General features: G+C 44.1%; 15 protein-coding genes and 1 pseudogene. 6 read left to right on the top strand and 10 right to left on the bottom strand.

Annotated elements, in window-relative coordinates; all coding sequences use genetic code 11:
• Positions 1-315: 315 nt before the first annotated feature.
• Positions 316-1,104, bottom strand: coding sequence for a TerC family protein (locus AAEM60_RS04030; protein WP_341357456.1), 789 nt, complete (start codon positions 1,102-1,104; stop codon positions 316-318).
• 675 nt (positions 1,105-1,779) lie between these two features.
• Between AAEM60_RS04030 and AAEM60_RS04025 the strand changes: the two genes are divergently transcribed.
• Genes AAEM60_RS04025 through AAEM60_RS04010 form a run of 4 tightly spaced genes read left to right on the top strand, consistent with a single transcriptional unit; the run spans position 1,780 to position 6,002 of the window.
• Positions 1,780-3,534 (top strand): alkaline phosphatase D family protein, encoded by a 1,755-nt coding sequence (locus tag AAEM60_RS04025; RefSeq protein WP_341357455.1) that lies wholly within the window; start codon positions 1,780-1,782, stop codon positions 3,532-3,534.
• 19 nt (positions 3,535-3,553) lie between these two features.
• Positions 3,554-4,318: a twin-arginine translocase subunit TatC gene (gene tatC / locus AAEM60_RS04020; RefSeq protein WP_299742013.1), complete on the top strand. Its 765-nt coding sequence runs from the start codon at positions 3,554-3,556 to the stop codon at positions 4,316-4,318.
• Positions 4,315-5,748: an alkaline phosphatase PhoX gene (locus AAEM60_RS04015; RefSeq protein WP_299742010.1), complete on the top strand. Its 1,434-nt coding sequence runs from the start codon at positions 4,315-4,317 to the stop codon at positions 5,746-5,748. The genes tatC and AAEM60_RS04015 overlap by 4 nt, the downstream gene beginning before the upstream one ends.
• A 20-nt stretch (positions 5,749-5,768) precedes the next feature.
• Positions 5,769-6,002 (top strand): twin-arginine translocase TatA/TatE family subunit, encoded by a 234-nt coding sequence (locus tag AAEM60_RS04010; protein WP_044338674.1) that lies wholly within the window; start codon positions 5,769-5,771, stop codon positions 6,000-6,002.
• 70 nt (positions 6,003-6,072) lie between these two features.
• Here AAEM60_RS04010 and AAEM60_RS04005 read toward each other — a convergent pair whose 3' ends face one another.
• Positions 6,073-6,309 carry a hypothetical protein gene (locus AAEM60_RS04005; RefSeq protein ID WP_299742005.1) on the bottom strand — a complete coding sequence of 79 codons (237 nt, stop codon included), beginning with the start codon at positions 6,307-6,309 and terminating at the stop codon, positions 6,073-6,075.
• Between the two features lie 280 nt (positions 6,310-6,589).
• Here AAEM60_RS04005 and AAEM60_RS04000 point away from each other — a divergent pair, with 280 nt between their 5' ends.
• Together AAEM60_RS04000 and AAEM60_RS03995 are read left to right on the top strand one after the other, a co-directional pair.
• Positions 6,590-7,780, top strand: coding sequence for a processed acidic surface protein (locus AAEM60_RS04000; protein ID WP_341357454.1), 1,191 nt, complete (start codon positions 6,590-6,592; stop codon positions 7,778-7,780).
• Positions 7,777-8,430: a class D sortase gene (locus tag AAEM60_RS03995; protein ID WP_341357453.1), complete on the top strand. Its 654-nt coding sequence runs from the start codon at positions 7,777-7,779 to the stop codon at positions 8,428-8,430. The genes AAEM60_RS04000 and AAEM60_RS03995 overlap by 4 nt, the downstream gene beginning before the upstream one ends.
• A 105-nt stretch (positions 8,431-8,535) precedes the next feature.
• On the opposite strand, the gene AAEM60_RS03990 is transcribed toward AAEM60_RS03995, so the two are convergent.
• The 8 genes and pseudogenes from AAEM60_RS03990 to AAEM60_RS03955 all read right to left on the bottom strand — a co-directional run bounded on the left by AAEM60_RS03990 (position 8,536) and on the right by AAEM60_RS03955 (position 13,409).
• A complete protein-coding gene (locus AAEM60_RS03990; RefSeq protein ID WP_299741998.1) occupies positions 8,536-8,808 on the bottom strand; it encodes a hypothetical protein in 273 nt (90 codons plus the stop codon).
• 52 nt (positions 8,809-8,860) lie between these two features.
• Positions 8,861-9,013, bottom strand: coding sequence for a DUF3949 domain-containing protein (locus AAEM60_RS03985; protein ID WP_299741995.1), 153 nt, complete (start codon positions 9,011-9,013; stop codon positions 8,861-8,863).
• A 279-nt stretch (positions 9,014-9,292) separates the two neighbouring features.
• Positions 9,293-9,520: pseudogene (locus AAEM60_RS03980) on the bottom strand (DAK2 domain-containing protein); the annotation flags it as partial.
• Between the two features lie 239 nt (positions 9,521-9,759).
• Positions 9,760-10,029 (bottom strand): hypothetical protein, encoded by a 270-nt coding sequence (locus AAEM60_RS03975; RefSeq protein ID WP_299741992.1) that lies wholly within the window; start codon positions 10,027-10,029, stop codon positions 9,760-9,762.
• Positions 10,030-10,182: 153 nt separating this feature from the next.
• Complete coding sequence (locus AAEM60_RS03970) at positions 10,183-10,815, bottom strand: hypothetical protein (RefSeq protein WP_299741989.1); 633 nt, start codon at positions 10,813-10,815, stop codon at positions 10,183-10,185.
• Positions 10,816-10,824: 9 nt separating this feature from the next.
• The gene (locus tag AAEM60_RS03965; RefSeq protein ID WP_341357452.1) at positions 10,825-12,660 is read right to left on the bottom strand and encodes a T7SS effector LXG polymorphic toxin; all 1,836 of its coding nucleotides are present in this window, start codon (positions 12,658-12,660) and stop codon (positions 10,825-10,827) included.
• Positions 12,661-12,680: 20 nt separating this feature from the next.
• The gene (locus tag AAEM60_RS03960; RefSeq protein WP_341357451.1) at positions 12,681-12,980 is read right to left on the bottom strand and encodes a DUF5344 family protein; all 300 of its coding nucleotides are present in this window, start codon (positions 12,978-12,980) and stop codon (positions 12,681-12,683) included.
• On the bottom strand, positions 12,981-13,409 hold the full coding sequence (locus AAEM60_RS03955) for a DUF5082 family protein (RefSeq protein ID WP_299741977.1): 429 nt from the start codon (positions 13,407-13,409) through the stop codon (positions 12,981-12,983).
• Positions 13,410-13,607: the final 198 nt, after the last annotated feature.

Raw genomic sequence — 13,607 nt, 5'->3', positions numbered from 1 at the left:
AATCATTTTTTTGTCATCCTATTGGGGGATTTCTGATTATTCCTTTCTATTTGAAGGCAGGGGCGGGAACGTCCCCATTTACCCACCTCTCTCAGGTTCCTAAGCCTCCTCATGAAAAATGGCGTCAGTCCCCCGTCATCATAACGCACTAGTATACCGCGGGACTGACTTCAAATTCTAAAATATGATCACCAAGCAATCGGCAGCGCTTTCACCTAGGTGGACTTACTCAATTGGGACTCGCCCTGATCGTCATTCAAAAAAGAGCCAAGTCCCCTCAGCTCTTGATCTTTGCCTATTCAGTCCCTTACCGACTTAAGAAATTTCTTTCCGGGAAGTTTGGTTTGAATCCTCTTTCGGCTTCGACTTGACCCAACCCACAATTCCAATGCCGATCAGTACCGTCCAGAAGATCCCTTTCCAAACGGATCCCTTGGCAAACTCATATGAGATGATCCCCAAGGACGGATGGGCTAATGCGTAAACCGCAAGCTTCACGCCGACCCAGCCGACGACAACGAAGGCAGCGGACTCGAGTCCTGGACGTTTCTCCAGCAGGTTTACAAACGCAGAGGCGGCAAATCGCATGATGACAAGGCCGATGATTCCCCCGAGTAAGATGACGATGAAATGTCCGCCGTCAAGTCCCCCGATGGCCGGAAGGTTGGTCTCGGGAAGCGTCACCGCAAGAGCGACCGCTGCCAGGATGGCATCCACCGCGAATGCGATATCCGCCAATTCCACTTTGACGACGGTCCACCAGAAACCGGATCCCTTTGTGCCTTCCTTATCTTTCACTTTTTCAATCTGTTTCTTGATCACATGCTTCTTGAGTAAATGGTAGATGGCGATCCCAAGCAGGTACACGGCACCGATGGCTTGCACCTGCCAGATGTCAACAAGATATGAGATCAGGAACAAGGAACCGAACCGGAACACAAACGCTCCCGCCAAGCCGTAGAACAATGCTTTCTTCCGCTTATCCTCCGGCAGGTGCCGGACCATCGTCGCAATGACCAAAGCATTATCCGCAGCAAGAATTCCTTCCAAAGCTATTAATATCATTAAGACCCAACCATACTCCACTAATAAAGACCATTCCAATGTTCATCCCTCTTTCCCCATTTTTTACATTCAGGCCCATTGTCACGAGACTCAACGACTTGCTGCAACATCCCCCTGACACCACTCCTTTCCAATAGAAAAAGACCTCTACCGATTGGTAAAGGTCTATCATCTGCATCTATACAGAGGGGGTCCTTTACCTTGTAGGCAAAGGTCTCGCAAGCAACATCGCAGTTGCCAAGCAGGCCGGAGACGGGAATCCCATCACGAAATGACGACATACTTGAAAGCTACTCCCCTTTGGAGTCTTATTCATTTTTTTCACCAAAATAGTGGTCTTGAGATAAATATAGCAACTGGACAAGTAGTTGGTCAAGTGGATAATTTGTTTATTATTTCCTTTGTAGACATGTGGAGGAATTTCTGCTCCTTATTTCAGTGCCCGTATATCTCCTTCTCCCTCTATTCATTTTATTATGTAGTTTTCTTTTCATCCATGTTAAGAAAAACGGGACTGACCTCCTATGGAAAATTGGTGAAATCTGCTGAATCTTCCCTATTTATTGAAATATTCAATCAATAAACATCCTTTTGTCCCGGGAATGATTACCCTCCTGTTCTATCCTCTATTTACATTCATTTACAGCAAGTTAAAACGGACCCCCTATACTATGAACTGTTCGATTGAATAGATTCATGAAGGGAGACATCCGCATGACAAATGATAGATCGATGGAAAATTGGATTCAAAAGCTTAATGAAGAGACCTTACATAAAGGGGTCGACCGCCGCAGCTTCCTTCAAGGGGCGGGGAAAGTCGCCGGCATTTCGTTAGGAGTGGCGATTGCTCAATCCATGGGCGGTTTCACTGTCTCTGCAGAAGAAGCCGGGTTAGAGGACTATCCGTTTTTACTTGGGGTGGCTTCTGGCGATCCGCTGCCGGATAGTGTCGTGTTATGGACACGTTTAGCCACCGACCCGCTCAATGGCGGCGGGATGCCTGACCGCAAGATTCCTGTGAAGTGGGAAATCGCGAAAGATGAACATTTCCGCCGGGTTGTTCAGCGCGGTACGGAAATGGCCAGTCCGTCCCTCGCTCACTCCGTTCATGCAGAAGTTGGGAATCTGGAAGCCGGTACGGTGTACTACTACCGCTTCAAAGTCGGGAAGGATTACAGTCCGATCGGAAAAACGAAAACCCTTCCTGCCCTGAATGCAGACGTCGCCAGCCTCACTTTCGCCTTTGCTTCCTGTCAGCAATATGAGCACGGTTATTATACAGCCTATAAGCACATGGCCAAAGAAGATCTTGATCTCGTCTTCCATCTTGGAGACTACATTTATGAATACGGTCCCCATGAGTATGTAGCAAGTACAGGAAATGTACGACACCATAAAGGTCCTGAAATCCGTTCGTTGGAGGACTATCGGAACCGCCATGCCCAATACCGGACAGATGCGGACCTGCAGGCTGCCCATGCGGCTTTCCCTTGGGTTGTGACATGGGATGACCATGAAGTGGAAAACAACTATGCTGATATGATCCCGGAAAAAGGTCAGTCTGTGGAAGAGTTCGTGAACCGGCGTGTGGCTGCTTATCAAGCCTACTATGAACATATGCCATTAAGAAGATCGTCGATGCCACATGGAGTGGACATGCAGCTTTACCGTCAGTTCTCATACGGGAACCTGGCCAATTTCATGGTGCTCGATTCCCGTCAGTATCGTTCCGATCAGGCGAATGGAGACAAAAGCTCTCCGCAGACGGCAGAATCCCTGGATCCTTCACGCACTTTGCTGGGTGGCGAGCAGGAACGATGGGTCCTTGATCATCTTGGCAAATCGGCTGCTTCCTGGAATGTACTTGCCCAGCAAATCTTTTTTGCCAAACGAAATTATGGTCCAAGCCCTGATCAACCGCGTTACAGCATGGATGGCTGGGACGGCTACACACCTGCAAGGGAACGCATCACGGAATTTGCCCGAAAGGAAAACATGGATAACCTGATCGTCCTGACAGGTGATGTACACGCGAACTGGGCTTCCAATATCCTGGCAGACTTTGATGATCCTTCTTCCCAAATGCTTGGAGCCGAGTTTGTCGGCACGTCGATCACATCCGGTGGAGACGGGGCGGACAAGCGTGCTGACACAGACCGGATTCTTGCCCAGAACGAACATATTAAATTCTTCAACGATTATCGCGGCTACGTACGCTGTCATGTCACGCAGACCGAGTGGAGAACCGATTATCGTGTCCTTCCATTCGTCTCGAGTCCCGGTGCAGATATTTCTACCAGAGCTTCATTCGTGTACGAAAAAGATTCAGAAGGACTGAAGGAAGTTTCAACGTCAACCGTTCCTCAAGGAAAACCAATGTCTTCCGAGGTGGAAGAGGATCGTCATGAAGCGCACAACAGGGCCCATAAAAAACAGGCCCAAAAAGGCAAACATATGCAAATGAATTAGCACCAAGGAGGCTGATGCCATGAAAGATCGCAACCAGCAGCTGATTGGACATTTGGAAGAGCTCAGGAGCCGGGCCATTAAAACCGTGCTCGCTTTCATTGGTTTCCTGATCGTGGGGATGGCTTTTATGAAACCGATCTACGGGTGGCTGATCAGGGATTTAGACATGAAGCTTGCGATTCTCGGACCGAGTGAGATTCTTTGGGTGTACGTGATGATTGCCGCCGTCTTCTCACTGGCTGCAACCATTCCTGTCGCTGCCTACCAAATCTGGCGGTTTGTCTCACCAGGCCTGAGCCCGACAGAACGAAAAGTCACGTTACGCTTCATACCCGCCCTGTTCTTTTTGTTTATTTCCGGCATTGGGTTCGGTTACTTTTTACTTTTTCCCATCGTCCTGAATTTTTTGACCACCCTGTCAGCCGGCCAATTTGAAACGATGTTCACGGCGGAAAAATACTTCCGATTTATGCTGCACCTTACTTTACCTTTTGGATTGTTATTTGAAATGCCTTTAGTGATTGTCTTTCTGACGGTACTTGGCATTTTGGACCCGGCCAAATTGAAGAAATCAAGAAGAATAGCCTATTTTTTGCTGATTGTCATTTCCGTGCTGATTACGCCGCCAGATTTCCTGTCGGATGTACTCGTCATCCTGCCGCTTCTCCTTTTATATGAAGTCAGCATTACTTGTTCAACGATTGCGTATAAGAAACGCGCTTCTCAATCGACGGAGTCACATGCAGGTCAAGAAAATTTAGTTCTAAGGAGTGAAAAGACGTGAATAAACACGATATGAACAGAAGAGACTTTCTGAAAGCAAGCGGGATCAGCACAGCTGCCCTTGCCCTCGGCAGCACTGGATTGATGTCTTTCGGTGGAAATAAAGCATTTGCCGGCACATCCCAAAACAGGAAAACGACCGGCGGCTATGGTCCCCTTGTCAAGGACCCTGGCGGAGTGATGGACCTTCCCCGCGGTTTCCAATACCGGATCATTTCAGAGGAAGGAAATTCACTATCGGATGGCAGACCCGTCCCTGCCAAGTTCGACGGGATGGCCGCCTATAGTGGCCCCCATAATTCCACCATCCTCGTGAGGAACCATGAGTTGAGCGGAAACAGCAAATACCCCGTGATCGGGAAAAATCCATACCGTCGTGAAGAATCTGGCGGGACCACTTCCTTGGTCGTCGGCCCTGACCGCCAAGTCATGAAGGAATATGTCTCTTCCTCCGGTACCATCCGTAACTGCGCAGGCGGAGCGACTCCATGGGGCACATGGCTCACATGTGAAGAAACGCTGGAAGAAGGTCATGGCTATGTGTTCGAAGTGGATCCAAACAACCCAGAAAACAACATCTCGAAAACCCCGATCCGCGACATGGGTGCCTTTTCCCATGAAGCCACGGCCATTGACCCGGCAACAGGGATCGTCTATTTAACCGAAGACGCCGGGCCGAGTTATTTATATCGCTTCCTTCCGAACGACCGCAGTCAAAAGGTCGGCGCCCTGCAAAAAGGCGGCAAGCTTCAAGCGGCAGCCATCGAAGAAATGAGCAAGGATGAAACCAGCTCGTTCCGTACAGGTCAGAAATTCGGTATTGTATGGAAGGATGTCGATCCAGAGAAACCGACCCTTGATGCAAGCAGACAAGGATGCATTGCCTTCAGCCGTCTGGAGGGGGCTTATTTCGAAGGCGGCGTGTTTTGGTTTGACGATACATCCGCAGGGGATAAAGATCTGGGCCGTGTGTACCGCTATATCCCGGCCACCAACACACTGGAGCTATTCTATGAATCCACTGCGCAGAATGATCTGGAAATGCCTGATAATATCTGCATCACTCCATGGGGAGACCTGTGGATCGCGGAAGACGGGGACGGTGTCGATCGTATTATCGGAATGACACCAGAAGGCGAAACGTACGTGTTCGCAGAGAACAAAGTGAACAATTCCGAACTTGCAGGACCAACGTTCTCGACAGACGGCCGAACCTTCTTCATCAATATTCAATCACCCGGGATGACCTTCGCGATCTGGGGACCATTCGCCAGAAAAAATGCATCCCGCAGAAGGCTCATGGGCCATGCTGCACCACCCGCTGCCTACGCACCGAAAATTTCAGACACACTATCGGCCTTTGCCGAAGTCCAGGGAATGTCAGACCTGGAAGCAGCTGCGTTCGCACGACACGGCATGCCCATACTATAAACCCAACAGGAGGCTGAATTATGCTAACCAATATCGGAATCCCAGGATTAATCCTTGTACTTGTCATCGCGTTGATCATCTTTGGACCTTCCAAACTCCCAGAAATCGGACGTGCTTTCGGAAGCACATTAAAAGAATTCAAAAGTGCTACCAGCGACCTTATGAATGGAAACGATCAAGAGAAGAGTAGCTCTGCAGACGAAGGTCAACGACTGAAAGCTGTGGAGAAGGACAAACAACAGACAGGCAGCTGATATTTATCATTAAAAAGCGTCCAGGGTTATTTACTCTGGACGTTTTTTTGATGATGGAAATCCCTTTCTCTTACCTTTGATCGTTCTCCTCTTTTTCTCTCAAATAGTCTTTATATGCCTCTTTTGCTTTATCAGCTCTCGGTAGATCATTTACTAGTCTTCTATGTATGTCATTCAACAGATAGAGACCCCTGAACATGCAACCTGCCATGATGCCGAAAGCAAGAATACCGCCTACCCAAGGTCCCGATATAAATAATACCAAACCTAGTATACTTGCTAAAAAAATTGATAGTATCAAGTACAAACCAGTAAATCCCCTTTTCATCTATTAATTTGTCCCACATTAAAACGAACGAGGAACAGTATCAGTTCTACAATACTGACATGCCTGCCTTATTATGTCAAAAACTTCACAGCCATTCGAATTTTTCCAGAAAGCATGGGGATCGGTTTGATGATTCCTCTACATACAAAAAAGCACAAGAACCACCCCCTTTCACCTAGAAAAAAATACCTATATCTAATTAGAACCCCAAGAATTATACTATTCTAGAATTATATAGAGAAACCTAGGGGGACAAGGAATGAAGAAGTTATTTTCTATACTTATGGCTCTTGTCATCGGCTTTGGCGTCTTACCTGTTATGACTTTTGCCATTGAGCCGAATGAACCAGAGTTCGAAATGTTTTTAAAGGGTATTAGCTGGAAGAAGCAAGACTATATCGATTATCTTGAAAGGAAAGAATGGTACATAGAAGATGTTGAGTCGATTGATGATCTTGGTACCCCTCTTTCGGAAGATTCTGTTGGTCTTGTATTAGAAGAGTTTGACCTGAGTCGAGAAGAGTTAAATGAACTTCTTGTTGAATATGGTGACATAGAAGAAGGGCAAGACGTATTAGATGGAACATGGATCATCTTCTCTGAAGATCTTCATGAATATGTCGATTTCTATTTAAACGGTTGGGAAGGTACTCCGATTGACAAAGAAAATCTTCAGAAGCTTTTGACTGATTATGGTTTTGATTCAAAAGATGCACTGGAGAAGCTATTAAATGAAAACGATGATTCGATCAAAAACTATGAATATATTGAAGATCTTGAGCTTGCCGTTGACTTCTATGTGAACGGGGATGACACTTCAGACGAACTATTTGATCTGTTCGCAGAGATTGGACTGACGGATGAGGAATTTGAGAAACTGTTTACTCATCTTGAAACACTTGATTTCGAAAATCCTGCTTTAATCGATCAGATGATTGAGTTAAGTGAACGAATGATGGCATTTGAGAATTTTGAAACGGCGGAAGAACTGTCAGCTGAACAAACGGCAGAGCTATTTGATATTTTGAATGACATGCTTGATCTATTTGAATTGAAGACGAATTATTATCTTGTAAAAGACGGTGTAAAACAACCCGTATCAATTGATTCCTTAATGACAATGGATACCACAAATGGCTATGATCTGTTGATCGAACTCTACAACCATCAAGGAACGTTTCTGGCAGATGTCTTATTGACCGCGGACATGTTTGAATCTGGACTTATACAGGAAACCGGGAAAGACATGATGCAGGCAGAGGAAATTGTGACAGAAAATCCAAAAGCAATGGAGAGGCAGACAGCAAAGCCTCTGACTAAAACCGTCAAAGGCGGAGAGCTTCCAACGACAGCATCCAACTATGCCGGAAAAGCATTCGCCGGGATTGCCTTTGTATTAGCCGGTATCTTCTTATTCCGTCGCATCGGGGTTAAAGGAATCAACCAATGAGAAAACACAACATGAGAAGAAGCAATCGCTTGCTTCTTCTTTCCCTATCTGTCTTGTTGATGGTATTCGGTCTATGGTTTGGAGGGACGAATGCCTACGCCTATCTGAAAGGGTATGGGCTCTCTCAAACGGTTCAAGTAAACGCCGCGGACTATAAAGCAGAGCCGGATGTAACGGAACAACATAAAGAACAAGAACAAAAACCCCTTTACTCTGAACGTCCAGAAAAGGGCGAAAATATTGGCGAACTTATCATTCCAAAGTTGGAGGCAAAGCTGCCCATCTTTCATGGAACAGATGAAGATGAACTGGAAAAAGGAGTGGGCCATTTCGCAGGAAGTGTCTTGCCTGGCGAAAAGGACAATTCCATTCTGTCAGGACATCGGGATACAGTCTTTCGTAAGCTTGGTGAAGTTGGTGTAGGCGATCTGCTTATCGTACAAACAACTGCGGGGGAATTTACGTATAAAGTAAAGAAAGTACGTATTGTGGACAAGGACGATCCAACCGTCATCGTACCAAAACCCAACGCAACATTGACCGTTTCTACATGCTATCCTTTTCACTTTATTGGGGCATCGCCTGAACGTTATATCCTTGTGGCAGATTTAATTGCTTCAAAGGAAAAGGGCTCTGAAAAATCTCTATAAGCAGGTCCGGAAAACAGATGTTTTTCTGGTCTTGCTTTATTTAATAAGGCAGCATGGGGATCGTTCCCATGCTTTCGATCTAGTAGTATATATAATCTTCTTCTTTTATAAAAAATAGGCAGAAGATACATAAGCGACAACAATAGAAAGGCTTACGTATAAGGAAAACATTATAATCTTTTTATCCGTGATTTTTTTGATAGCTAGAGTTAATAATAGTAGGATTAGAAGGGCAGGGCCTGCAATATTCACATAATAGGCGAATTCAGTCTCATGTCCATATTTTATGAAGTAAAAGGCTTGAAACCCTGCCCAAAATAATAACAAACTACCTATTAGGTTTTCTACCATGCTTATTTTCTCCATTTTCCCTTTCATTGAAATACCTCCTTGATAGGTTAAGAAAGCCAGGGCAAAAGAATCCCTTTACCTACTTCCGATCCCCACCATGCCTCACCCTATACAATATCGGAGCAAAAAGATTAGCCAAAAAGAATAACGGGTTCCCCTGCATATTCCCATGAAGGCTCAGTTCACCAGCATTCATGGCATCATACATATCTCCCTGTTTCTTTCCTTTCAATCGGTTCTTCTCCTCTTCAGCTTTTAAAGTGATCAAGAAGCGATATTGCATAGGTTAGATCAATAGGGAAAATCAACACTTATAAACCGAAAATGGCTAGAAAGATATGCAATTCCATTCTGACCGCCTCCTCGAGTCCACCACTGTTTTTATTCATTATATATGTATACGTTTAGCTAAATTGGAAAGTTTCGTTAATGGAAGCACAGGGACGGTTCTCTCGCTTCCAACCCACAAAATAAAGAAGCAAGAGAGCCGTCCCCTTGCTTCCTCCACTCCTTATTTCAAACTCTCCGCAAGCTCCGTAAAGATAACCCCCAGCGCATAAGCACCGGCATCTGGATGACCGAGGCTTCGTTCACCTACCGTACCGGCACGTCCCATCCGGGCAACGATATCTTTGGTTTTCTCTGCTCCCTCAACAGCGGCCGCTACTCCTTTTTCAAACGCGGTCTTGAAGTCATCGCCGTCTGAGGCACTTTGTGACCAGGAGTCCGCACATGGAATCCATGAGGCTGCACTCGTTGCCATAGAATCCTGTGAAAGGGTTCTATGGTTATTTTGAAAGGGGAATGGGACAGGGCTCTGTCAATTTCGTCACGGTATCACGGGGACGGTTCTGATGCTTCCACTGAATGTAAAGAGAAGCACGAGATCCGTAATATTGTTCATCTAAAAAAGTTCTTAAGATCTTTTGAATATCAATTAATGATGCTGCACTTTCAATCTCATTACGACCATTAGTATTATGTTTTCTTACTTTCTAACTTGCTTTTCGCAAAAGAATATAAGGCTATTACGGATTTATATTTATCTGAAAATACATCTACATTATATTCTTTTCCTCTAACAACTTCAAAAAGCTCATAATGATTATTTACTTCATTTAGAATTAATTTAACAATAGTTTTAGGATATTCTTCTCCATTTACTGGTGCGACGCAAATTAGATCTTTTTCCTTTTTAACCACTTTAAATTCTGTTTCAATTAAATGATATATACCATTTATGTCCAAATTTCACACACCTCTATACTTATTGCAAAAAAAGCACGAGAACTGTTCCCGTGCTTTTTCTTCCTTTGATGCCTCAAGTGTTTTTAGTTAAGTATTGTAAACTTTTTTCTATTCATCTAAATACTACTTTAAATTTTTTATTAATAAAGATTTTTAAGTTAAGAATACACTAATGTCTTCATCGGTAATATTATCTCCCTCCCCATGTTCTATCAGTAGATCTTTAACTTCTTTATTAAATATATAAAACAGAAATAGTTTCTTAAAAGCAAAGAAAAGTGCTCTTTTCTTACTGATAGGTAAGGTGGAGCTGATAGTCTTCCCATCTTCACCTCTATACTTAACTATAAATTTATCATCTTCTGCATCTACTATTATTCTGTTAGTTTTTAAGATGGTGTCATTTAAAGAAAACAGAGTTGGGGGGATCCCTATTAGATATATGGCTTCATGAAACTTTCTTTCATTAAATTCCGGACCACCAATATCAAATTCCTGATGTTCCATCATAAACGGACGGATTCTTTTATCAAAGTAGAAGGCAGATAACCTATTCATTAAAAAATACATTGCTGCCTCTTCTTCTGATTTGAACAGTTTTATCACTTTTTCACTAGGGACTTCTTGTCTTTCAACCAACAATAAGCCGAATTCCCACTCTTCCCCTACTTTTTTTAGGTAGTGATAGTTTTCATAAGGAGGATTTATTTCAACTAACTTGTCAGGTTCTATTGTTATCTGCTTTCCTGCCTTATTCATGATTTTTGCTGCAATGCTAATGTTCATCTCGTCACCTCACTGACTAATTTCACGTATATAGCCAAGTCTCTCCAAATTTTCAACTGTAGCTTCTACCATTTCTCCACTGTCTACGTCTAAAACCTTTTGGTTACCAGTAAAAAATTGGGTCCCCCCTCCAGGTCTATCAAACCACGGAGCAATAATACCTGCTTCAACTTCAAAAGGTTCCAAAACTTTATATACGTGGTAAGGAGCACCATCACTGTGTAATGCTAAAGCTCTTTGCTCATAAGGTATACCTGCTGGGGATACAAAAGTACCATTCGGATGCCCATATCGATCAATCCGTTCACCTTCTTCAAGGACTTTTATTCCTGGCTCACCATCAAATCCATTATTGGGTGGCCAATTAATATCACCTGTTTCTTGGTTATAGTATTTAGGATTATCGAAAGCATCTTTGTATTTCAAGTACTGGTCATCGCTAGGTCTAAATCTCCAGCCTTCTAATCTGTTTCTATCTTCTTCATTAATTGATTTGGCTAAATTTTCATTAGTATGATCTGAATTTACTGTACCCTTATCACCAGTTCCTTGTTCTCTCCTATTAACTGTCCTCTCCACAGAAAACCGACTCCACCCAGGCTCTCCATCAATCAACATCCCATTATCAGCAACCATCACAGGACGATTATAAAGATCATTAATCCCTAACCGGATCTGATCCCATCTATGAGTCAATGAAACTTTCGGAACGGTCTTAGGTGCAGGAGTTGATATATTCGTGCCACCTTTGACTTTCAACCCAGGTTTAGCCCCGCCGACAAGAAGTGCTGCCAGGCCAAAGCTGTTCAACCAATGTTCTTTAGAGTACGTGTCATCTGGATTGACTGCTCCGTTAAAGAGATCCATTCCACCCATCGTCAAATAGTTGATAAAGTCAGAGCCTGAGTCGGTTGCTACTTCAGCGCGTTCATTCAGGCCACTCACGAAGCCCTTGCCTACATCCAGGCCGCCAGCCGTAATATAGTTTCCAAAATCATAGACGGAATCGAATTTGGTTTCATTTCTTTTCTCCATCCCGGCCCAGAGATCCTGTCCAATTTCTTTGAAACTATTGAGGGATTCGGTGATGGGGTTTTCGTTGACTTCCTCTTCCGGGATCGGTTTGGGCTCTCTTGCCTGTTCTTGAGATTCCTTGAATGTTAAATAAGAGTCGGTCTGTGTAGTGATGTCGTCCGTCAGTTGATAGGCATCACTGGAGTAATAGGTTGCCGCGTTGAAATAGAGCGGTGATATATGATTCCCTTGCTTGGACGATTCCATTAATTCCCTCATCAGCCCTGTGAGTATCTGTTCGCTGACCTCTAAATGTTGATATTCTCTTTTTAATTCTTCATCAAATCGATTAACGGAGTCAAGTGTATCCTCTCGCTGCCTCCTTGCTTCTTCCATATGGGTATCGAATCGATCCCGTGAAAAGACATTCAGCGGTTGGATGTCGCTTATGCGATTGAGGATTCTTTGGAGTTCCTGCTGCTGTGCAGCAATCATTTCTCCTGAACGCCTTTCGCTTTGATGAAGACCTTCCTCGAGGAATGGAAGTTCCACCGTTTCCCTGCCAAGGTTTCGCCCTTCTGCGTAACCCTGAATACCATTGAAAAAAGCGATGTTACTTTCAGCAAGCTGAATCCAAATCTCAACGACATCGATTTGAGCACCGTAGAAGCCTTTAATGGCATCGGCACCCTTTCCCTGGAATTCATCGTCAAGTTCCACAATGGCTTGAAAAGAGCTTTTAAGTGTTACAAGTTGATCTCTTAATGTCTCGTATTCATGTCGACGTGATGACATTGCGTCGAGTAAAGTGGGGGCTTCATATACTTTCAATGGTCGCGTCTGCCTTTCTATCAGGATCTTGTTATGGCTTCATCCTGTTCTTTTAAAGCTTCTACATTTGCTTTTGTATCTTCAATATTCTTTTCCACTGTGGCGATATATTCCTTCAATAACAATTGAATGTTCTGTTCACGCTGAATCCATGCATCCGTATAATTCAGCTTGTTCCGTCCCAACTGCTCTTGTGCCGGTGCCTTCAGCTGAAGCCGTTCCAGTGAGTTGATCGCTTCATTCAGTTTCGCCATGACCTCACTATGGTTGAGCTTTATTTGCTGCGTTGATCCGCCTCCAGATCCCGAGTTCACATTCATCTAAAATAACCTCCCTTTCAAGTCACTGAGTTTATGGGAGACCTGCTCATAAAAATCTTCACCTTTGGAAAGTAAATATTCTGCGTCATTGGCCAGATTGCCGTAGAAGCTAATAATCCCTTGCTGCGCTTCCAAGGAATGAATCTTTGATTCTATGGAGCTGACGTATTCGTCATAGTTTTCATGTCCTATTTGCCTCATCGCCTGAAGGGCAGAATCCCGTTCCGCATGATAATCTTCCGACCTCGGACCCATCCAATTTTTATGTAATTCCGGCTGCTGGATTTGCTTAATTTCATTTAATAGTTGACTTTGTTCATTCAGAATGGCGTTCTTTGCATCCCTCAACCGCGAAATCTTTTCCTGAATATCGCTCGATCGGGAATGAATCACACTTTGAATGTCATTCAATTCATTGTAGAGTCCCATGCTGGCATCTCCCTTACAGATTATTCCGCTAATGATATAGTACCACCCTTATCTTCATCATTCTATTTAGAAATGGAGGGATGACAAAAAAAGGAATTTTATCATCGTTCTTTTATACCACGATTGTCAATGAACAAAACCTTTCAAAATACTATACGTGACTTTAGAACTACTCCAAAGAAGAAGGGAGAGCTTTCT

Source organism: Rossellomorea sp. y25 (genome assembly GCF_038049935.1).
Classification (GTDB): domain Bacteria; phylum Bacillota; class Bacilli; order Bacillales; family Bacillaceae_B; genus Rossellomorea.
The sequence above is the reverse complement of the archived record's forward strand: the minus strand, read 5'-3'. Positions and strand labels throughout refer to the sequence as shown.